Source organism: Treponema medium, from assembly GCF_017161265.1.
GTDB lineage: Bacteria > Spirochaetota > Spirochaetia > Treponematales > Treponemataceae > Treponema > Treponema medium.
Map to the genome: position 1 here is coordinate 101,196 of NZ_CP031393.1, position 22,527 is coordinate 123,722.

Below are 22,527 nucleotides of genomic sequence, written 5' to 3' on the forward strand. Positions count from 1 at the left end.
TATGAAAAACAAACATGCGAAAGTTTTTGTTGTATTTTTAGGATCGGCGCTGCTGTTAAGCCCGCTTGTGATGCTTATTTCTTGTAAGCAATTACATAAAACTCCTGCTACCCCCCCCCCCCCCGATTTAACTAATCCTCCATCTGAAAATCCGGGACAGGGAAACCCAAATTCCCCTAATCCTAATCCGTCAAATCCTACACCGGTAACAAAATACAAGGTTACCGTAACACAGCCCGCAAACGGCAACATTGAAGTAAGCCCCGCTCTTCCTGCCGACGGAAAGGTTGATAAAGGCAGCGAGCTCACCTTTAGGCTTTCCGCAAATGCAGGCTATAAGGTCAAAGCGCTTACGATAGGCGATGCAACATATTCGGATGTTACAGATAATACCATTACAAAAAAAGTAAAGATTGAAAAAGAAACGGCAGTTTCAGCTATTGTTGAAGCGGAAGCAAGCAGTGAACCTATTCCGGGTGTACAAATTACAACTGATAGTAATGGAACTATTACTGCTACAGGTACTATATCGCTGGATCAAATTTCAAATCTGGCGGAAAAAGCCGTAAATGGTAATGTTATTGATACAAAAAATCTTACCATAAAATCGTTTAAAAAGGAAAATAATAACTTCACCGCTTACACGATAAGTAAAACTGCATTAAAAAAAGCTGCAAAGGCATTAAGTGTTTTAAATATCGAGAATGCAGACAGCACCAAACAAAACATTACACTTGATGAAAATGCAAACATAAAAACTATCAGCGGCGATATTTCATTAAAAGATATTATGGAATGTAGTAATGAAGAAACAACAGAAATAGCAAAATATATTGCTTATAATTTAAAAGAAAAAACAGAGCCTGATTTTGATTCAGCAAACTTAAAAATAAATACTTTTAATAAAAAGCCGAAAGAAAATTCCGAAAATATTGAATGGGAATATACATCAACTCCTATTACTCCAAAATTTTTAAAAGAAACTAAACTTAATGCTCTTAATAAAGCTCTTTTGAATTTTAAAGATGGCGGTATAAGTGTTGATGTAAGTTTTGCAAGTCATCAAGGAGAAACAGAAGAACAAAAACAAAATGATTATTTTGATATAACCGAATTCTATAATGAAATAGAAAACGGAAAATTGAAAAATATAAAGAACATTCCTGCCGATAAAGTTAAAGGAAACATTTTCTTAAGAGGAGAAAGAGAACTTAATATAGATACAAATAATGAAGATTATACAAATTATCCTAATGCTGAAGAATTAGTATCATTAATAAAAAAATTTAATAATAATAAAATTGTTACCGTTGGTTCTGTCTATGTTGCAGGAACACTAAATGAATTACTTCCATATTTATTAAAAATAAATGGGAAACCTCAAATAGAAAAGAATTATGGAGATATAAAAATTGTAAATTATTATAATACAAAATGTTATAAAACGGGATATAAAAATGGGAAACTGCCAGCAAGCCACCTTCAAGAATATTATAATCGTGCTAAACATAATGCAATGAGAATAATGGATACAACCATTGAAAATTTAGATTCAACAAATTACACTGGAGATTTTGTTGGTGATATGCTAACTAGAGTTAACTTTACAGGTGGTGATTTATCAAACATAAGTTTCTTTTCTTGTATGACAGGTGGTGGATATCTTAAATTTGAAAACACAATTTTACCAAAAACAATGGAAGGTTCTGTGATTTTTGATCTTACATTAAAAAATTCAAAATTTCCAGATTTAAACCTATCATTAGGAAAAACAATCAAAGCACTACCAAAAATAGAAAACTCATTAAAAATATACAATCTAAAAAATAAATTATTTGATCAATGGACTAAAGAAGACATAGAACAATTTAAGATGAAAAAAGATGGTCCTAAAGAATTCATTGGTCCAAGATATATATGGGAAAAATTTCCATATAAAAAAGAAAGTGAGTATGGAACACCTACTATATTTATTGAAGATAATACAACAGGTTCCATACAAAAACCTACCAATACATTCCTTGCTTTATTACAAAATCAAGGCAGGTCCCGCGGTTAGTTGATTTGTGCGATTTTTTGAAAATATGCGGGCAATTACTGCGTTACATTGCCAAAAGCGTACATCCTTGTACACTTTTGGCAGCAAGTTTCGGCACTGCCGAAACATCGCTTTTGATGTAACCGGCGGCATCCATGCCGCTTCTGAAAATCCTCGACGTATCAGAACTGCCATGGATGGCAGTGGTTCCAAGCTACAGCAAGTTTTTTCGTCAGAAAAACTTGTCGTTGAACAGCGTACACGGACGTACGCTGTTCAACAGGCCTGCGGTACTTTTTTGCCTAACTCCTTGCATCTGCTCCGCCTATTTGCAAAAAGTTGATTTTTATAGAGCCTTTATTTCTTCAACGGAAAGGCCTGTTCCTTCAGCTATTTTATCAATATCAAAACCAAACTGCTTAAAAGCCTTAGCCGTTTCAAGTTTGGTTTGATAGGCTCCCTGAGATATACCTTGTTCAATGCCTGTGGCAAAGGCTATTTCCCGTTCTTCTGCTCGTTGTACGGCTATATCGGTTTCATAATCATATTCGGCTAGTAACATATTTATAATTTTTCTATTTCCGCTTGAGTAAGCCCTGTACCCTCAGCAATTTTTGCTATCGGTATACCCATTTTCTTAAAAGCTAAAGCTGTTTTTATTACTCCATCGGAAAAGCCTCGCTTAATACCCTGTTCAATACCCTGTTGTATTCCTTGTTGTATTCCAATTCTTAGACTTTCTTCTCTCTGTACTGAGATGTCTGTATCGTAATCATATTCGGCTACTAACATATTTATTACCTCCCGTGATTTTCTCTGTAAGTATTCTTTTAAGATTCCTTTTTCTATACATATCTTTACCGCATTGGTAAAGCCATTTTCAGGATCAAGTTGCGTTTGTTTTCTTACCTCTTCAACAAAGAGACTGTATTCTTCAAGCGGTTTACAGCGGCTCAATACTTCTGCTCCTTTGTCCTTATTTATGTTATATACCTTTACCTCAAGCTCCAGCGGCACTTTTTCTGGTTTTGTTATAAACGCATCAGATAACTTTAGAACTGTAGTTTCAGGGTAATCTTCCTTGCCGTTATAGAAAACGTAGAATTCCGGCGTAGGTATTTTAGACAGCTTTCTTAAATATCTATCGGTCGGAGCTTGAAGTTTTTCATAGAGCCTTGCTATGTATTCTAAAAAACGCAAAGGCATGTTTTCGTTTATGGTGGATTGATGTTCTGCAAGAACGATAATCTTATTGTCGACAAGGCAGGAAACATCGTTGATTATGTTCATATACATAACATTATCGAGCCTTATGTTTTCTACAGGACAAGACATTTGCAGGTTTGTTCCGTGCAAAGCGTTATATAGCGATAAAAAGTTTTCTTTAGCTTTTTCGTCTTCTGCAAAAAGATCGACAAAAACCGAATCTTTATATTTTCTGTTTGCCGTGATCATAGCTGTTTCCTCTCTTGTTGTATTATAGCATAGATGAGCAGGTTTTAAAGGGGGACTGTACCCTCAGCGATTTTTGCTATCGGTATACTCATTTTCTTATTTCGTAACCGCAAATTCTATAGCTTCTTGTTTATAATCAATATCCGGCGGTAGGCAACCTGCATACTGTATCAGGGCATCATAAGCTCTATTTTTTTCTTGCTGAGGTATTGTTACAATATGTTGTCTATTCGTTTTTTTCATTTTTACAAATAAATATTCAATATAATGCTGCACTTCCTGCTGCAGCTCCTTTGAAAGCATATTGTATTGCCGCATCATTATATCGTTCATAGAACGCTCCTTATCTCCCCATCCCATAGCAGTATAGCACACTTTACCATTTCATTAAACGCTGCGAGCTTGGTAGTGTTTGCAGCTACTGTGATGACCAGCGGCTGTTATCGTTTACCGAAAATGCAGCATCACCATTTCTCCCTGCTGCAAGACGAACTGTTTGCCGGTACACATAAACCTTAGTTCATTACTATCCTTATTTTCAACAACGACCGTTAGTTTCTTATGCACCGGTATCGGCGTAGAAAATGATTCACCTTTTTGCAATCTAATCGAAGAAACAGGCTCCATATCATTTTTTTGCTGATTCACCGTTTCCGCACTGTCCCTCCGCGGTTGTAACTGAATGTTTGAAAGATAATCGTATTCGGACGGAGATTCTCTTTGAGTATGCTTCTCTGTTTCATCAAAAGTCAAATCCTTATTCAGCATTCTTGCATTTCTTGCAAAGGCTTCGGTTTTATCACTAGCATCTACTTGTATTTCTCCAGCCGTTGAAACCGTTAAATCGGCAACACCTGCCAATACGGTAATAGGAAAGTAAAGCGCTCCGGTAGCCGGGGTACTTGCGCATGACATCACACTGATGCACAATATGCAAAAATATAAATAATATCGTAGATGTTTCATATCTCAAACCTCCGTTTCTTGATGTTTCCCGATAGTAGTGGGAAATGAACCGTTCCTTATAAGCGGAACGAAGGCCCAATGCTGATATTGAGCATATCGATAAATAAATAGCTTGTTTTTCTTTTTCCGTCAGCCCCCCTGTATGAACCGAAAGGAATAAATATAAACGAGTTAAGCGCCGAAACATATAACCCGTATTTTTTTGAAAAATATGTTGTGAATGCAATTTCCGTGCTGACAGTAGGCATGAGTGTGACCGGCCTGAAAAAATGAGCAGGAGAAAGCGCAAACCCCAGCCCGATACCCGCAGAGATTTCGAAATTGCTGCCTCTACCGTGAGTATACCCGAACATAAAATGAAATAGAGTAAGCGGCAAAGATACCAATTTCGGTGTCGGTTCATCAGGGTCTTTGGGATAGGTTGTAAACCACACCGCCGTATTATTATGGATAAAAAAACTGAAACCGGATTTTTCTTTTGTAAAAATCATATCAAGATTAAGTGATGGTCCCATAATGATATACAAATCAGGCCGTATCCCTAAAAATACCGTTGACAAGGCAAATGACGGTGCAAATACATACTGTTCAAAAACCCGCTTCCGCTGTTTTTTAGATTTTACCGTAGGCTGAGCTGTAACCGATTTTTCTTTCGGATAGATACGGAAGGAAGCTCCCAAGGCGGCATCTACCGTGCTCATCGCTCGCATTTTTCCATCGTCCGCTAAAGCCGCAGGTAAAAAAACAAATTTATTATTTAATGTGAAATACAGTCCGTATTTTTCGGTAAAAAATTTTGAAATACTCAATTGAGTTACGAGTTCAGGTAAGATAAACATCACGCCCAAGCCGCCTGCTGCCGTAATTTCCAAATCGGTTTTTACTCCGTGAGTATATCCGAACAATACCCCGCCATGCCACACCGGAGTATAACCCGCTTGTGCAGAATCCTTGTTTGTTGCGGTGTAGGCAAGCGGAAAAAATACTTCATTTAAGAGTAAAAACGAAAAACCGGATCTAAGGGAAAATTGCATATCGAATTTAATTGAAGGGCCTAAGACGAACGGAAGTTCCAATGTATTTTTTGATGTAGAAAGCTCAAAACCGATACCCATGCCGGCAGCCGGCGCAAAAAGATATTCGTCAAATCCGGCGTGTTTCTTCTGCAATGGCGCAGTATTGTTCGGCTGCCCGCTGCTCGTATCATGTTCTCGGTGTTCGGCTTCCGCTGTATCATTGGACTGCAGTGCCGTTTCTTGTGAAAAGCAGGGAATCGCAGAGAAAAAACAAAGAAGTAATACAAAATAAAATTTGTGCATTTATTCATCCCTCCGTTCTCATGTATCCCTTAATTTAAATGCCCCGACTAGGCGAGCCGATGCGCTTATTATACTATCCTACCGGGCAAAAGTAAAGCAAACCGCTAATTGCGTTTAAGAGATGCTCAATCCGATTTTTTTGTGTATAATACATTATTGAGCTTTCATCGCTGATAGAAACCAGATCATAGGCATCTCTAAAAAGTCGGTTAGATTTTTAGAAGCTTCACATATTTAAGAGGTTGTTATGCGCATCATATCCGGCTGTTCCACTATAGAAGACTGTATCCGCCGCTACGGTACGGACGCCCGCACCTGTTTTGTGTTTCCGTCACGGATTGCGGCTCGGCTTTGGATGCACCGTGCGCTTGCGTTGACCGGCCTTGCAGCGGTTCCTGCCGAACTGTTTATCGCATGGGATACCTTTAAGGCGGAGTGCTGTATCGCTCAAGCGGAAAATAAAAACCCGGCATCTCAGATTATCCGCTTGCTCTTTGCGCATCATATTGCAGCCGACAATGCTGCGGCGGCAAAACCCTTTCTACAGACCATCATCCCGGCGGACTACGCAGCCGACGGCGCTATATTTGCGCAATGGATTGCCGGTATTTTGCCGCAGTTGGATCACTGGGAAAAACGCGCGACGCAGCATAAAGCCGGTAAAGACGCCGAGTTCTCCGATTTACGGATTTTGAAAAAAGCGTATACGGAATTTTTGGATGCGCACCGGCTCTTTGAACCTTCGTGGGCAGGGGCGGAATTTATCCCGCATGCACAACAGTACATTTTACTCTATCCCGAATTAATGGAAGATTTTGACGAGTACCGAGGCCTGTTAGAAGAACGGCCGGAACTGTCGATGCTCCCCGCCCCTGCCTTTAAAGCGGAAACAACGCCGCTTATCCAATTCGGCACCATGCGGGAAGAGATTCGCGCTACGGCGCTTGCAGTTGAGCGGCTCTTGGCAACCGGAGTTCCCGCCGATGACATTGCGCTCAGCATTGCCGGTATTGAAGATACCGTACCGTATCTCAAGCGGGAGTTTGCATTGCTGAATATCCCTGCGGAATTTCGGCTCGGATTTAAACTCGGTGAACAGCAGGCGGGGCAGCTCTTTCCATTGCTTGAACAGTGCGTGCAGGAACATTATTCATTTGAAAGCCTTAAACCGCTGCTGCTCAATCCTCATATTCCGTGGAAGCATCCCGCGCAGATACAAGCACTCATCAATTTCGGCATAAAAAACAACTGTCTTGTTTCGTGGAAGGATGAAGGTCACTATAAAAACGTCTGGAAGGAGGCGTTTAAACTCCCTATTCCGTATAATCCTCATAGCAGTGCTGAGGAAGAGCAAGCCGAAAAAGAGCAGGCAAAAGAGTGGCTCATCCCCTTTATGAAGGCTGCGGAGCGGTTCGTGCAGGCTCAAACTTTTACCGAAATGAGGCGGCAGTACATTCTCTTTAGAGCGCAGTATCTGAATCCCGACGGCTTCTCAGCCGAAGACAATGCCGTCATCGGCCGCTGTATCACACTGATGCAGGAATTGGTACAGCTTGAACAGGATTTTGCCGACTGTCTGCCTGCACAACCCTATCGCTTTTTTACCGCTCAACTTTCCCGCGAAATCTATGTACCGCAAAATACCGGAAGAGCAGTCAGTATCTTTCCGTTTAGAGTTGCGGCTGCAACGCCCTTTGCTCATCACTTTGTCCTCAACTGCAATCAAAAAGCAAGCAGGGTGATTTATCAAAAACTTCCCTTCTTACGGAAAGACAAACGGGAAGAACTCGGCGTTGTCGAAAAAGATGCAACGCAGGCCTTTTTTGCGGTGTATGCAATATATGGCACGGTGCGCTTTTCCGTTTCCGAACAGACTTTTTCGGGCTTTACCGTCAGCAATGGCATTTTTACCGCCTTTGCCCCCCGTCCCGACTTGAATGACAGCGACTCTCTTTTGCAGGAATATCGCTTCTTTAAACGGGAAGAACCTGCGCCGGAAGCGCTGTATTCCGTACAAAAAGCGGGATTTGAACAATTCGCCGGTATTAAACAAGAGCGAGGCTTTTCCTTTTTAACCGAACCTTTTAACGGCAGCCTACCGGTACTTTCGGAAAAGCTCAAAGACGGACATTATACGGACGGGGCGTTCCGCATCAGTCAAAGCGGCTTACATCTTTTTTCCGGCTGTCCGGCTCAATGGTTTTTGTCGTCGGCACTCTCCATCGACGAAGAAGACACCGATGCGGAACTTTTCAATCCGCGCTATATCGGTATCATTTGCCACCGTATTTTGGAGCGGCTCTATCAGCGTATACGGGAAAACGATAGGGTGTTTATCTCTGCGCATCTCGCCGATTATAGGACGTGGGCTGAATCGATATTTAATGAGACCGTTCACAGCCAAACCGATTTCCGAGGGCCGCTCGCCGCGCCTTTTATCGAATCGATTAAAAAGCGCAGTTTAAAAAGCGTTGACTTTGTGCTTACGTTCGATGTGGAAAAACTGGACGGTTATACGCCGTATTTAATGGAAGACGAGCTGCAGCATCGAAGCGGAGACATCCTCTATCACGGACTCGTAGACCGCATCGCCTATCAGGAAGCCGAAGGCCGCGCCGTTATCATTGATTATAAAACCGGCAAGGTTCCGTCCGCGACAGACTATACCTCGGGAGCTATGCGAGATTTCCAAATGCCGATGTACATCTTCCTTGCAGAAAATAGACTGAAACAGGAAGTACTCCATGCTTTTTTTCTCGGTATTACAAAAGAAGAGAGAAAGTACATCGTCAACGATAAAGAGGTGATACCTCAGGACAGTTCCCGTTCTTCTAAAACAAGGGAAGAATTTGAACCGTCGATTCAGGCCTTTTTACAAATTGCTCAAGCGTACGCGCAGCAGGTCGGTATGGAAGACTTTAGAAAACCGGCAGCCGTACAATGGCAAGATTGTATGGGCTGCCCCTTTCACACTATTTGCAGAACAACGTTTGCTGTTGAGGAATAAAAAAGCTTCCGGAAATATCTGAGAAACCTCAATGTATATTATTCGTGCGGAGGGTTTAATACCTCGACGCTTGCGTCGTAACAAAGGGTATTAAAGCCGAGTGCAACCACCTTATGAGAACAACACCCCCCGACGCTTGTGTTGGGGGGTGTTGATTCCGGAAGCTTGTAATAGACATCTCTATTCCGAAAGATGCGAAATAAATCTTACCAACAAAAGTTATTTTGCAAATACCGGCTGAACGGCTTTTACCCATTCGTCGATTTTTTCGTTCACTTTAGCATCGCCCTTGTCCAAGCACAGACCGAGCATTCTGCCGCCTCTTTCCATACGGGAGAATTGGAATTCATATCCGCAGGGACATACATCACCGACAAAGCGGGCGCCGCTGAAGCGAAGCTTATCATAGAAGTCCGCAGCTCCGGAGCAAAAGCTGTCGGGATGGCGTTCTTGGCTTCCAACGCCGACAATCGCGACATTCTTCCCGGAAAAATCAACTGTGTGCAGCAGTTTTACTTTACCGCCCCAATCTTCCATTAAGGCGCCGAAAAAATAGCTGGAGGACATCAGTATGACATTCTGATAGTCCGCTATCGCATCAACTTTCGTATCTTTCATATTATGCAAATCGGCTCCCAGCTTTTCCGCAATCTGCTTTGCAAAAGTTTCGGTTACGCCGCCTTTACTTGCATAAAAAATTCCTGTTTTGCTCATATAACGCTCCTATTGATGATGGATTTATCATTACTGACACATCAACTGTAACTATAATATAATCATTCTTATAGAAAAAGCAAGAATAATTCTTATTTTATAAAGCATAAAGTTGCCGGACGATAAAGAGGGCTAAACGACGAGGCAGTAAACGGTACAGACTTATCAACAGAGCATAGGGAGCATTATAGGGATACAAGAAGCCAATCCGCTTTTTATCCGCTAACGATGCGATAAAAGAACCGAGTTTATCCGCCGGTATGCCGCACCGTTCATCACGTTCCATCTTTGCGATACTCTTTGTGATCCTTCCGGAATACACATCGTTACCGGTATTCGACTTATTACGGACATCCGTAAACGGAGTTGCGACATCTCCCGGCATAATAAGCGCACACTGTATACCAAACGGAAAAACTTCGGCGGCAAATGCCTCCAATAATTTTCCAAGCGCTGCTTTGGATGCGGAATAAAAGGCCTGAAAGGGAATGGCAATTTCTCCCGCAACCGAACTCACCGCAAGAATCTTTCCAAAGCCTTGCTTCCTCATGTATGAAGCGGCTGTCTTCATCGTTAAAAAAGCGCCGAAAAAATTTACATCCAGCTGTTTTTTTGCATCCTCAAGCTTCGTAAACTCAACGGCTCCCGAAATACCGAACCCGGCAGCACAGACACAGACATCCAATCGAGCTTCCCGTTCCCATACTTCGGCAAAAACCTTGATCAATGCATGTTCATCCGTCACATCCGCTGAAAAATGTCCTCCGCATTTGGGTATGTATCCATCGAGTACCCTCCGGCTAACAGTATACACGACATAACCTTTATCGCTCAAAGCTTTGACTGTTTCCAAACCGATTCCGCTTGTTCCGCCCGTTACCACTGCAATTTTTTTTATCTCTTTTTCATGTTCCATATTCATAACACCTCGCATTATCGGATTTTCTGTGAAATAATACACAAAAAATCTGCATAGAGAAACAGCTTTTGTTATAAAAAGGCTTGACAAAAAAGATGAGGATGATAGTATGACAGATACGGTGTAGGAGCGCCTGTCATATATAGAGCTTAATAGCGGATAACAGAATACTTCGCTATAACAACATATCTTTTGGCAAGAGTATCGGTCGATATTCTTTGAATCTCAATAACAAACGTCAATTTAAAATAGAAATAGCATTAGTACATTTAAGAAGAACCTATAAAACTATAGGAGGCTTTCAAAACTGCAAGCCTATCGGCTTGTTCTGTAAGGAAATTTAATATATTCGTTAACACGGATTGCGAATCCGAGTTGCATTGAATCCGAGTTGCATTGCAACTCGTGTTCTGTAAGGAAATTTAATATATTCGTTAACACGGATTGCGAATCCGAGTTGCATTGCAACTCGGTTCTGTAAGGAAATGATTTATCATATCCGCTAACGCGGATTGCGAATCCGGGTTGCATTGCAACTCGGTTCTGTAAGGAAATGATTTATCATATCCGCTAACGCGGATTGCGAATCAGTTTTTAGAGACTCTTTATACAAGAATTTTGAGGAGGTCAAAATTTGAGCAAGCTAAAAGGTATTCTTCTGTTGCTGATCGCGGCAATTGTGATGGGATGCGCCACACAGCCTCAGCAGCCGAAGGAAGAAAAACCCGTTGTAAAGCAGCAGCCGGTTGAAACCGCTCCTGCGGAAGAAAAACCTGCCGAACCGGAAAAAGCACCGGAACCGCAGCAACAAAATGCCGGTACCGAAACGACGGTTTATTTTGCTCCGAAAACGTACAAGATTGATACGTTCACCGCACATAAACTGGACAGTATTGCCGAGCTGTTAAAAGCGAAGGATGTAACACAGATAAAAATTGTCGGACATTGTGCAAAATTAGACAGCACAAAAGAAGAAGAAAAACTGTCGTTACAACGAGCGCTTGCTGTCGCACGGTATTTTGAATCAACCGGCGCCTTTACAGCAGGTAATATGACCATATCGGCGGAAGGGGCTGAGCACCCCGAAGGATCTCACGCGGAAATTTCCGAACGGAAACACAACCGCAGAGTCGAAATTTATTATTAAAAAAGATGCGGAGTCATCTTTTATAGTATTTGGAGGTAAGATTTATGAAGAAATCACTCTTTGCAGCTGCTTTTGCGGCTCTTTGCTTCTCAGTTTGGGCACAAGTGCCTGAAACAATGTCCCAGGATTATCAACGTGCGGCAATGCAATACCGCAACGATGATAAATATTTTGTCAACAGCGATGTATTCTTTAAGCTCAATTCAGCAGATAAAGAAACAGGACTCGATTTTGTTGAATTCTCACTGGACGGTTCAAGCTTTATGACTTACCGCAACCCCTTCCAGATTTTGGAAGAAGGTAAACACGATATCTCATATCGCGGTTTCGATAACAGCAAAAACCTTGAAGTTGCAAAAACCCTTTCGGTAATTGTCGATAATACAGCGCCCAAAACAGTATTGAATACAACTGAACCGTTATTCTACAAAGGCTTGGCTGCTTACTGTTCTGCGAACACCAAATGGTATATTTCGGCAACCGATGATTTAACCGGTTCCGGAACTGCCGGAGCCTATATCGGCACGGATTTAGATGCTTTAACGCTCCATGGTAATGGAAAAGAAGACGAAGATGCTTATTATTCTGTAAGCGAAGAAGGTCCTGCAAAGATATATTACACGGCTGTTGATAACGTCGGCAACTTAGCTCCTATTTCGGTAACATCCGTTATCGTTGACACAACCGCTCCTACTGTTTTCATTGAAAACAGTGATCGGCTTATCAATAAAGATGATGCATATATGATTTTTCCGAGTGACGATGTTGTTGACGAAGAGGGACGCATTATCGTTTCTACAAAGGAATCGGTTGCGTTTGGTGCAACTGACGAACTTTCCGGTGTTGACGCTCTGTATGTGAAAATCAACGATGCCGACTATGTCAAATATATCGAGCCGCTTCATTTCTCGACCGACACTGTTTACAATATCGATGTAAAAGCAATCGATAACGTCGGTAACGTATCGGAGCCTGTCTCCTACAAATTCTATGTAGATAAGATCACTCCTGCATCCGACATAGAGGTTATCGACAGAGAGGGAAACGAACCCGCGACCTGGAGCATTCCCGCCGATGGTCAATAAATCGGATATACTGAAAATTTAACGAGGTAGCGATATGTTACCGTGCTGTTAAATGTTTAGTTAATTGAAGCGCCGGTTAATCTTGCAGATTAGCCGGCGTTTTTTTTATCTGCTAAAGATATTGTGCTGAAAACATGGTTAGAGTTGCTCTATAGCAGGCTATGTCGATTTTGAAGAGCCTTTTTTACCTAATTGACCGCAAGCGCCGCCGATTGTTCTGCCGCGCTTTTGCCGAACCGTTACATTTAAGTTTTCTGCCGTTAAGTAATGATAAAAAGATCGTATTTCGGAATCCGAAGGAGTACTATACGGTAATTGCTGCACGGGATTCCACGGAATAAGATTGATATGCACATTGAGACCTTCGGCAAAAGCGCACACTTGTTGCGCTGCCTTATAGGAGGTATTGACGTCTTTGAGCAGTGCAAGCTCTAGGGTTACTCGTTTATCGGTTTTATCATTAAAATAACGGATTGCCTTTTTTAATTCGCCGAGCGGATTAGCCTTTGTAACAGGCATCAATGCTGTCCGGAGCGCTTCGTCCGCAGTAGTCAGTGAAACGGCAAGACGGATATCAAGCTGTCTATCCGCAAGTTCATAAATACCTTTACAAATACCGGATGTAGAAAGCGTTATCCGTCGATGCGAAAGGTTTCTGCCTTTAGGGTGAGTGAGAACGGCAATGGTTTTCGCGATACTATCGAGGTTCAACAACGGTTCACCCATACCCATGAACACGATATTATCAAGCTTACCGCAGATGTTTTCCAGATGTAAAAATTGCTCTACAATTTCGTTGGGAGCAAGATTACGCAAACAGCCGAGCTGCCCTGTTTGGCAGAAAGTGCAACCCATAGGGCAACCGACTTGACAGGAAACACAGGCAGTTCTCCGCGCGGCTTTGTCAAACAACAGCACCGTTTCAATACTGCTGCCGTCATACAAGCCTATTCCGAGTTTAACCGTACCGTCAGGATCTTTCAGCACAGTTTCGCAGACGGTATTGCGCGGCGTATATTCATCGGCAAGCCGAGTCCGCTCTTTAAGCGGAAGGTTTGTCATTTCATCAAAAGATGAACACCCACGCGCAATCCATTGGAAAATCTGCATCGACTGAAATCGTTGCGGCAAATTGCATACCGCAGCAATTTCTTCCGGCAGCATTCCTGAAAGGGCGGTTTTCTCTGCAACACTGTTATCGCTTTGTCCCAATCAGGATACCTTAATTTTGTAATGAGAACAGGGTATCGCTTACCGCTTGATTTTTAATGCCGTACTGCTGGAACGCTTGCAGCACTTCAATCGCTTTAGCTTTTTCGTTTGTATGGATGTAGCAATCTGCAAGTTCAAGATAGATACGGTAATTTTTTCGGTCTGCCTGCAACAGATGTGTTAAGCTGGTTATTGCCTCATCATATTTTCCCTGTATCTTGCACAAAATCGCAAGACCGAGTATCGCATAGGAATCGTAATCGATATCAAGCGCACGCTGATAAATTTGTTCGGCTTTTTCATAATCACCAATATGCCGGTACGCATCGCCCATACGGGTAAGAATAACTTTATTATTCGGATCTTTGTTAAGAATGGCCTCCCAATATTTTATTGAATGCTGCTGCTGCTTCATACCGCGGTAGCAGTCCGCAAGGCCGAACAAACCGTAAAAATTATCGGGATCTTTTTCAAGGGCTTTTTCAAAATAATAGACACCATGGTCAAATTGCTTCATCTTTCGATAACAATTTCCAATTGATGTTAAGATACGAATATCTACATTGTCAGGATTCTGATCAAAAATCTTTTGCCAATAAATAAGCGCTTCGCGGTATTTTTTAAAATCATAATGAAGGTGTCCCAAGCCGATAAGCGCATAGGGATTATTCTCTTCTATTTCAAGCACTTTTAAATAGAGCTTCTTTGAATTTTGAAAATCATGTATCTTTCGGTATGCATCGGCAACGCGGGTAAAGACAGTGATATTTGCGTTATCATGTTCAAGATATTGTTCCCAAATCTCGATCGCCTTCGCATATAAATTCATATTTTTATAGCAATCCGCTAATCCGAACAACGCATAATTATTCCCCGGATGGTGCCGCAAACATTCGCTGTAGTATTCCGCGGCTTCTTTGCATTTATTTCGTTTTCGAGCGGCGTCCCCAAGCCCGACAAGAGCATAATTATTATTTTCATCAAGCTCCAACATTTTTTTAAATTCAGCTTCTGCCCGATCAATTTCATTTGCTTTCAAGAAAAGATAACCCTCACGTGAAAGTCTTGTAAGCTCATCGGTTCCTTCTGCATGATGAAGTTCTTGAGCGGAATCTAATGACGCAGGAAATAACGAGTCGGTCTGCTCGGAATAACCATTTTCAATACTTTCAAACATTTTCTACTCCTTTTGGTTCAGTATCTATTAACACTCTAATAAGCCGAACAAGCGAATCAATGATCGGTTCCGATTTGCGTTTATTTTTTGCAAGACAATACATACGAAGTGCTTCTAACGTATTATTTTTTGCAGCATAATAATCGCCTACTCTTGTAAGGCCATCCGAATAGCCGGTAGTAATAAAAATACGTTGAGCTTCGTTTATAAAGCCTTCGTTAAAGAGCTGGTTACCGCGCCGATTTAATACTACCTTTTGTTCAGAACTGAGAGGAGTGAGTGCGTTTTCAGTTACTTTAATAAAATGCTTATTATCCGATCCCATTTTACTTCGTCTTTAATAAATTCATAAACTTTTCTGAAAAAACAGAACTATTTATTTAATACTAATGCTCCCATTCTATAAAATAGATACATTTATGACAAGCCCCCGCATTGAATCACGTAAAATCCAACCGAAAAAGAAGTTCCTCTGGACAGATCAGCCCCCTATTATTCCTTTATATGATACGGCGACATCAATACGCAAACTGCCGAAAAATTGACATTCTAAATAATAACCGCTACAATAAGCCGCTTACAGCAATGAGGCATCTTGTTTGTAAAAATTGTTTAAGGGGTAATGCATGGCACTATTTTTCCGCGTTTGTACGGGACTGTCTTTTATTTTTTCACTGCTATTAGTTGTCAAGAATATGCATGGCTTAGCCCTTGCGGGGAGCATTGCCGGTATTATTTTTTCTTCCGTGCTTGTGTATTCGCAATTAAGGTTAAACCGGACAAGAACTTATATCTCGCTTGTTTTCACGAGAAAGCTTTTCGATTATTGGCCATTTGTTATGATTGCCTGCTTTGTTTGTTCCCGTGCACTGGTAGAACATTCACCTTATATAATGGATGCCATCCTTGCGCTGTTATGGTTCAGTATCGTTGTTTTAAAAGCTATTACTGTTCATTATATGAAAAATAAGAACTTACAAAAATATTTTGCCGATATTCAACCCATTCCATTAAAGAAAAAAATGTTTCCGCTCAAGGGTAAAAAAGGCGGAGAAATACTAAAATCAATACTCATCGAATTGCTCGAATGGATCGATGCCGCTTTTTATGCGATCTTTTTTGTGCTGTTAATCAATATCTTTATCTTTCAAGTATATCGCATTCCATCGGAATCTATGGTGCCTGAATTTATGATCGGCGATACGGTTATCGGCTTTAAAACTCCATCGGGACCCGCTTTTCCGCTTTCTTCTTTTAGGCTCCCTCGATGGAAGAACTATAAACGCGGCGACATTGTTATTTTAAATAATCCGAATTACCCCGATACACCTAAGGCACGGCTTAAAACATTTATGTCCCAGTTGGTCTATATGCTCACCCTTGCGCGGGTTAATATCAATACTGATGACAACGGCAAACCGAAAGCAGATCCGCTGGTAAAGCGAGTTACCGGACTTCCCGGCGAAAAACTGATGCTTGTCGACGGGGTTCTGTACATTAAACATCGCGGCGATACCGAATTCTTACCGGTAGAAGAAGATCAGCTCTATGCAAATTGGGATTTAGCGAGCCTTCCCATATCAGAGCGCCGTTTAATCAAAGATATATACATCGGCGCTGAAGAACTGCGTATATTGGAAGCCGTTGAATCGCAGCGGAAAGATCTTAACTTAAACGATGCGGTACAGCAAGCGGAATCACTTATCAATCGGCTCTCTCTTTTAAAAGATAATAAGGATACTGCAGCCGCTGCGGATTTTCTGCCGGAAGCAGGATATGAGATGAGCGCTCTCTTCCGTGCCAACGATACAATAAGCCGCGAAATTTTAACCACCAACGGCGGACTTGCATGGTTCCGCAGCTTTATGACGGGATGGATTCCCTATTGGCAAAGCGGCGATGCACAGGACGCTTCATTATATGAAAAACGGTTTGCACAGTTGAATGCGCTGATCAAACTTTCCTTCGGTAAAATTGTTATCCGCAATATTGAGCTGTTCCGCGCAAACGCTACGGCAGAGCAATTCATCAACGATGAAGTGCGGAATAGGCTGTTGGAAGAAGCGCAAAATTATGCCTTTTATCTTGCATGGACTAATCAGCGCAATATGAATGTTTTCCCTGCCGGAGCAGATGAGTACATCCCTGAAAACACATATTTTATGATGGGCGATAACCGGTTTAATTCAACCGATATGCGCCATACTACTGTTTTTAAACTCACTTCTGTTGATAAGAACGATGCACAATCCATTCGATTTTTAAGTAATATTGAACCGAAATATGTCCCTGCGGAAAAAATACTCGGTACGACGGTACTACGGGTATTCCCCTTCTCACGATTTGGAGCTTTATAAATGCAATTGGAACCCGCACAAGAACAGATTAACGCATGGTTTAAAAACCTTGGCTTTCCTTCTTTATTAATGCATGAACCGAAAGCTCATTTTGACTTTACTACCGCTTCCCGCCGTATTCTGGTAGTCGGACCGATGGGGTCTGGAAAAACAGAATATGCAGGACACGTATGGCGGGATGCGCAAGTCGCTCGTACCAAAAGCGGCGCTGTGCAAAAACTGACCAGCGGGGCAAACTCTCAAAAAGATTTGTTTGACCCTGCAAGCGGTATCGGCTCGGCGGATAGGCGGTACACGTTCTTTGCACGCTACAGCCTTGATAAAGAGCGGTTCCCCGACTACCCCAATGACGCCCTCGCCTACCGCGGCGGTTATCAACGGTGCGGGGAACATATTGCGACGGTCGGCAATTCATTTGCACTTGAAAAACTATTGCAGGAAAATCCGCATATCGGTACATGGATTATTGATGAGGCAGCATTTTATGACGAACGGCTCGCGTATGTGATTAAAAAAGAAAGCGACCGACGCGGGCTTGTGTTTGTCATGCCGACCTTGCTGTTAAACTTCCGCGGAGAAATTTTCAATGCAACGGCGCGGCTGCTGGTAGAAACGGCAACGGAAATATATCCGTTCTCAGCCTATTGCGAACATCCCGACTGCCTACAAAACGGCTACAATACGTATCGGTACTACATTGTAAACGGCGTTGAATGCCCCGCGCTCTATTTTGATCCGCTGATTATCATCGGGGGAGACCGCAAAAAAGAAGACCCTTTCGAGCCGAATTACTGTACCCGCTGCGATCAGCACCATTTTTTACCCGGTAAACAGTACACGTTCTTTACATTAAAACCGCTCGGAATAGAAGCAAGCAGAGGAAATATGCAGTCGCTTATGCAGGAGCTTGCAGCAATTCAAGATGATATGGAGCATTCCATATTATTTAATACGTTTAAGACTGAATATCTCGATTGCGCCAATCCTTCGCCGGAACGGATGAATGCACTCCGTGTTCCCTGCATCGCAGAACGGGCACTCATCTTCCTTTTTGCCGAACAGAATTTGCTCTCCGCCGATCAAATGCGCACATTGGTAAAAGAACTGCACTTAAATAAGGAATACCTTGATAAGCGGCTGTCTGATAACAAACGGCCGCTTGTATGGAGCTGATCCGGGGTATGTTGATTAGAGCAGCTTTTAAAATTCGGTTGAATTTTTAGAGCTGCTCGTTACCGGTATTTTATTTTTTGGGAAGGTCGCTGCGGGTTTTAATGACCTGTAAGATGAGCCCGTAAGCGGTTGCTTCGTCTGCCGAAAGCCAGTAGTCGCGGTCGGTATCTTTAGCAACGTCCGCTACGTCCTTACCGGTTTCTTCGGCGATAAGCGCATTGATTTTTACGCGGATTTTTTCGATTTCTTTTGCATGGATTTCGATATCCGTCGCGACCCCTTTGATGCCGGATAACGGCTGATGGATGAGGTAGTGACTATTCGGAAGCCCAAGCCGGTAGTTTTTCGGCGCCGCTAAAAGAATAAGCGCACCTGCACTGGCTACCAATCCCATACCAATCGTATAAACCGGCGGTTTGATGAACCGGATCATATCAAAAATTGCAAAACCGGCATCAACATCTCCGCCCGGAGAATCGATATACACATAAATCGGTTTTGAAGCGGAATCGGATTCAAGAATCAAAAGCTGACGGATAACCTTTTCTGCCAGTTCTTTATTCACTTCACCCGACAGAATAATTTGACGGGTATTCAAGAATTTTTGCATCAGCTGATCATTTGCGCTATCGCTTGTTTTTTCTTTTGATGTTTCTTCCGCGTTATAAAAAGTATTCATGAGGCGTCCTTTATGAGTATAAAACATCCCTGAATCGTTTGGATTTTCAGAAATGCCTATCAATAAAAATACGGTTGCTATAAAAACCGTTGACGTACTAACATACTAAAAAAAAACGCTTTAGTACAGCGTTTATGGAAGTTTGAAAATCAGTTTTAAAAATAGATCCCTAAAAGCATCCCCTCTTGTCCGTTATGATACGTTGAGGATTAATTTTTTCGCAGCAACGAAGGAGATGCCCTTACAGCCAGCGCTTTTGAAAATAGTGATACCGGATACAAGGCGCGAACAAAAATAAAGCGGAGGCGTACTTGTTGTACGTCGAGCATTTATTGCAGAAGCGGCACGGATGCCGCTCGTATTAACCAGCAGCGATGTTTCGCGATTCCGCGAAACTCGCCATTAAAAGTGTACACGGATGTACACTTTTAATGATGCGACAACGCAGATGTGCCGTATATTTTCAAAAGGAAGCGAGGCGCTTAATCTCTTCGATCTTATCCCTCACCACCGCCGCTTCTTCAAAGAGGAGCATATCAGCATATTCAGCCATCTGTGCTTCGAGCTTTTTGATAAGCTTTTTGCGGTCGGCGGGGTTCAGAATATTGAAGCTGTTGACAAGCGGCTCTGTTTCGGCGCGGGCGGCTTCTTTTTTGATTTCCGTTTCGCGTACCAGAATATCCTCGATGGATTTTTTGATGGTTTTAGGCGTAATGCCGTGCTCATCGTTGTAGGCTTGCTGAATTGAACGGCGGCGGGTTGTTTCTTCTATTGTTTCCTTCATCGCGTCGCTGATACGGTCGGCATACATCACTACGCTGCCGTTGGCATTACGCGCCGCCCGCCCGACAATCTGTACGAGGCTGGTAGTTGACCGCAAAAAGCCGATTTTATCCGCGTCGAGGATGCCGATAAACGACACTTCCGGCAGGTCGATACCTTCCCGCAGGAGGTTAATTCCAATGAGCACATCGAACTCACCCGCCCTCAAGCCTTTGAGGATTTCTACCCGCTCGATGGTTTCCACCTCGCTGTGAATGTACTTTACCTTTAAGCCCAGACCGGTGAGGTAGTCGGTAAGGTCTTCCGCCATCTTCTTGGTGAGGGTGAGGATGAGGCTCCGCTCGTCCTTTGCGATACGTTTTTTCACCTCACCGTAGATATGCTCCATCTGCCCCTCGCTCGGATGAATTTCGATGAGCGGGTCTAACAGACCGGTCGGGCGGATGAGCTGCTCAACGACGCGGGTAGAATATTGCAATTCTTTGGGACCGGGCGTTGCGGAAACAAAGACAGCCTGATTGAGCATTGTTTCAAACTCATTGATTTTGAGCGGGCGGTTATCAAGCGCGCAGGGGAGCCGGAAGCCGAAGTCTACAAGGTTCTGCTTGCGGCTGCGGTCGCCTTCGTACATCGCGCCGATCTGCGGAAAGGTTACGTGGCTTTCGTCCATAAAAAGGAGGAAGTCCTTAGGAAAGTAATGAAAAAGCGTTGCAGGCGGCTCACCCGGCTTGCGGTTCGCAATCGGTGCAGAGTAGTTTTCTATACCCGGACAATACCCCATCTCGGAGAGCATTTCGATATCGTATTCGGTACGGGTTTTTAGCCGTTCAGCCTCAAAGAGCTTTCCCTGCGCCTTGAACGTTTCCAAACGTGCATCAAGCTCCTGCTTAATCCGCTCGATGGCATTGGGGATAGCATTTTCCGGCATAACAAAGTGCTTTGCGGGATAGATCGAAAGCTCTTCGTATTCTTGGCTCACTTCGCCGGTCAGCGGGCTAAAGCGGCGGATACGCACAATCTCTTCCCAGTCAAATTCGATGCGGTACGCTTCTTCCATATAGGCAGGGAATACTTCCATCACATCGCCTTTAACACGGAACCGACCGCGTTCCAACACCGCATCGTTGCGTTCGTATTGCAAGCTGATCAGCTGTTTTTTGAGTTTACCGGGATCAATGGTCTGCCCTTTTTCTATGGTGATGCGTAAATCGCGCCATGATTCGGGCAAACCTAAGCCGTAAATGCACGACACTGTTGACACAACAATGACATCCCGTCGCTCCATCAAGCTGAACGTTGCCGAAAGCCGCAACCGGTCTATCTCATCGTTAATTGCAGCGTCTTTTTCAATATAGAGGTCTCGCGCCGGAACATACGCCTCCGGCTGGTAGTAATCATAGTATGAAACAAAGTATTCGACGGCGTTTTCAGGGAAAAAGCCTTTGAACTCGCGGTAGAGCTGCGCCGCAAGCGTTTTGTTGTGGCTGATAATCAGCGTCGGCTTTTGCACTGCCTGAATGATATTCGCCATCGTAAAAGTCTTGCCCGAACCGGTAACACCTTTGAGTGTTTGAAACCGGTCGCCGGCAAGTATGCCGTCCGCAAGCTGCCGTATCGCATCTCCTTGGTCGCCCGCAGGCTGATAATCCGCTATGAGTTTAAACTGTTTCATAATCCGTAAGATTGTACTGTTTTATCGGTGGTTTGTGTAGAAGGAAAATATGATATCGCCGCACTTGAATGCTGGCATATTCTATCGAATGTTTTTGTACAGAGCACCTGTAAAAACTTAGTTTTTTACAGGTGCTCAATTATTTTTTCGCTGGGTAATCTATTTTAGTATGGTTCCGTTATATTTCCGTATGCATCAAGATAGTACACAGGGATAGCAACAACTGGCTCCCGATCGCTTCGCCATTTTGATTGCAATCCTTTTTGAAGCGGACTGTAATAATAAGCCTTTGAACTTGGCTCACACTGGGATGTCCAAAAGTCTTTGCTCGTAAATTGAGCCATTTTCTCGGCTTCATCCCGCGAAGGCAACCAACCGCCCCGTGAAATGCAGTACATAACCGAAGAATTTTTTACCGTATGCGTTTTAGACCCGTTCGATTCGAATTCAGTTTTTAAGACAATACTGTTTTCTTTTCCGGCTCCCATATCTGAGGATAGGTTCTTTGTGCTTATATGCCGTGAACTATCAAGATCCCACGGCATCGGCTCGGATGGAGTTCCCATCGCAAGAAACCGCCAAGAACCTGCACCTGTGTTTTCCCACACGATCGTCTTCTCACCCACTTTATCACCTACAGCAAGCGATCTTGCCGGCGCTGACGGCACAACAGCCTGCTCAAATAAAAAACAGCCGGTAAAGGTCAGTGTCACCAGTGCAACCACAGCGAGCGTTACGGCCCTTCGGAAGCAATGTACTTTTTGTTTGATTACATTTGAACTCACTTAGTTCCTCCTTTTCATTCTTTCTGCCTATCCTATCAT

19 protein-coding genes are annotated in these 22,527 nt (G+C 43.0%); 6 read left to right on the plus strand and 13 right to left on the minus strand.

Translation table 11 applies throughout. From position 1 onward, the window contains the following. Position 1 precedes the first annotated feature (1 nt). Positions 2-2,059: a hypothetical protein gene (locus DWB79_RS00470; RefSeq protein WP_016522171.1), complete on the plus strand. Its 2,058-nt coding sequence runs from the start codon at positions 2-4 to the stop codon at positions 2,057-2,059. 325 nt (positions 2,060-2,384) lie between these two features. Here DWB79_RS00470 and DWB79_RS00475 read toward each other — a convergent pair whose 3' ends face one another. From DWB79_RS00475 to DWB79_RS00495, 5 genes are all read right to left on the minus strand, one after another. Next, positions 2,385-2,600: a hypothetical protein gene (locus DWB79_RS00475; RefSeq protein ID WP_016522172.1), complete on the minus strand. Its 216-nt coding sequence runs from the start codon at positions 2,598-2,600 to the stop codon at positions 2,385-2,387. Positions 2,601-2,602: 2 nt separating this feature from the next. Beyond that, a complete protein-coding gene (locus DWB79_RS00480) occupies positions 2,603-3,493 on the minus strand; it encodes an Rpn family recombination-promoting nuclease/putative transposase (RefSeq protein WP_016522173.1) in 891 nt (296 codons plus the stop codon). A gap of 96 nt (positions 3,494-3,589) precedes the next feature. After that, entirely contained in the window at positions 3,590-3,826 is a 237-nt protein-coding gene (locus DWB79_RS00485; protein WP_016522174.1) for a hypothetical protein, read from the minus strand. A gap of 114 nt (positions 3,827-3,940) precedes the next feature. Next, a complete protein-coding gene (locus tag DWB79_RS00490) occupies positions 3,941-4,459 on the minus strand; it encodes a hypothetical protein (RefSeq protein WP_016522175.1) in 519 nt (172 codons plus the stop codon). A 56-nt stretch (positions 4,460-4,515) separates the two neighbouring features. After that, positions 4,516-5,778: a DUF2715 domain-containing protein gene (locus DWB79_RS00495; protein ID WP_016522176.1), complete on the minus strand. Its 1,263-nt coding sequence runs from the start codon at positions 5,776-5,778 to the stop codon at positions 4,516-4,518. Between the two features lie 247 nt (positions 5,779-6,025). Here DWB79_RS00495 and DWB79_RS00500 point away from each other — a divergent pair, with 247 nt between their 5' ends. Then, on the plus strand, positions 6,026-8,785 hold the full coding sequence (locus DWB79_RS00500; RefSeq protein ID WP_016522177.1) for a PD-(D/E)XK nuclease family protein: 2,760 nt from the start codon (positions 6,026-6,028) through the stop codon (positions 8,783-8,785). A 219-nt stretch (positions 8,786-9,004) separates the two neighbouring features. On the opposite strand, the gene DWB79_RS00505 is transcribed toward DWB79_RS00500, so the two are convergent. Together DWB79_RS00505 and DWB79_RS00510 are read right to left on the minus strand one after the other, a co-directional pair. After that, a complete protein-coding gene (locus DWB79_RS00505; RefSeq protein ID WP_016522178.1) occupies positions 9,005-9,499 on the minus strand; it encodes a flavodoxin domain-containing protein in 495 nt (164 codons plus the stop codon). Positions 9,500-9,596: 97 nt separating this feature from the next. Next, the gene (locus DWB79_RS00510; RefSeq protein ID WP_051125835.1) at positions 9,597-10,397 is read right to left on the minus strand and encodes an SDR family NAD(P)-dependent oxidoreductase; all 801 of its coding nucleotides are present in this window, start codon (positions 10,395-10,397) and stop codon (positions 9,597-9,599) included. A gap of 655 nt (positions 10,398-11,052) precedes the next feature. Between DWB79_RS00510 and DWB79_RS00515 the strand changes: the two genes are divergently transcribed. Next, positions 11,053-11,565: an OmpA family protein gene (locus tag DWB79_RS00515; protein ID WP_016522180.1), complete on the plus strand. Its 513-nt coding sequence runs from the start codon at positions 11,053-11,055 to the stop codon at positions 11,563-11,565. A gap of 44 nt (positions 11,566-11,609) precedes the next feature. Beyond that, positions 11,610-12,650 (plus strand): OmpL47-type beta-barrel domain-containing protein, encoded by a 1,041-nt coding sequence (locus DWB79_RS00520; RefSeq protein WP_016522181.1) that lies wholly within the window; start codon positions 11,610-11,612, stop codon positions 12,648-12,650. A 159-nt stretch (positions 12,651-12,809) separates the two neighbouring features. Here DWB79_RS00520 and rlmN read toward each other — a convergent pair whose 3' ends face one another. Genes rlmN through DWB79_RS00535 form a run of 3 tightly spaced genes read right to left on the minus strand, consistent with a single transcriptional unit; the run spans position 12,810 to position 15,364 of the window. Continuing rightward, positions 12,810-13,814, minus strand: coding sequence for a dual-specificity RNA methyltransferase RlmN (gene rlmN / locus DWB79_RS00525; protein WP_156831525.1), 1,005 nt, complete (start codon positions 13,812-13,814; stop codon positions 12,810-12,812). A gap of 58 nt (positions 13,815-13,872) precedes the next feature. After that, on the minus strand, positions 13,873-15,039 hold the full coding sequence (locus DWB79_RS00530; RefSeq protein WP_016522183.1) for a tetratricopeptide repeat protein: 1,167 nt from the start codon (positions 15,037-15,039) through the stop codon (positions 13,873-13,875). Next, a complete protein-coding gene (locus tag DWB79_RS00535) occupies positions 15,032-15,364 on the minus strand; it encodes a hypothetical protein (protein WP_016522184.1) in 333 nt (110 codons plus the stop codon). Before DWB79_RS00535 ends, DWB79_RS00530 begins: the two co-directional genes overlap by 8 nt. A gap of 301 nt (positions 15,365-15,665) precedes the next feature. On the opposite strand from DWB79_RS00535, the gene lepB reads away from it, so the two are divergent. Both lepB and DWB79_RS00545 read left to right on the plus strand, forming a co-directional pair. Further along, entirely contained in the window at positions 15,666-17,396 is a 1,731-nt protein-coding gene (gene lepB / locus DWB79_RS00540) for a signal peptidase I (RefSeq protein ID WP_016522185.1), read from the plus strand. After that, positions 17,397-18,569, plus strand: coding sequence for a hypothetical protein (locus DWB79_RS00545; protein ID WP_016522186.1), 1,173 nt, complete (start codon positions 17,397-17,399; stop codon positions 18,567-18,569). It begins immediately after the preceding gene. Between the two features lie 70 nt (positions 18,570-18,639). On the opposite strand, the gene DWB79_RS00550 is transcribed toward DWB79_RS00545, so the two are convergent. The 3 genes from DWB79_RS00550 to DWB79_RS00560 form a co-directional block, all read right to left on the minus strand. Continuing rightward, the gene (locus DWB79_RS00550) at positions 18,640-19,248 is read right to left on the minus strand and encodes an ATP-dependent Clp protease proteolytic subunit (RefSeq protein WP_016670437.1); all 609 of its coding nucleotides are present in this window, start codon (positions 19,246-19,248) and stop codon (positions 18,640-18,642) included. A 463-nt stretch (positions 19,249-19,711) separates the two neighbouring features. After that, positions 19,712-21,703 (minus strand): excinuclease ABC subunit UvrB, encoded by a 1,992-nt coding sequence (uvrB, locus tag DWB79_RS00555; RefSeq protein ID WP_016670438.1) that lies wholly within the window; start codon positions 21,701-21,703, stop codon positions 19,712-19,714. Between the two features lie 164 nt (positions 21,704-21,867). Continuing rightward, the gene (locus DWB79_RS00560) at positions 21,868-22,428 is read right to left on the minus strand and encodes a hypothetical protein (protein ID WP_156831526.1); all 561 of its coding nucleotides are present in this window, start codon (positions 22,426-22,428) and stop codon (positions 21,868-21,870) included. Positions 22,429-22,527: the final 99 nt, after the last annotated feature.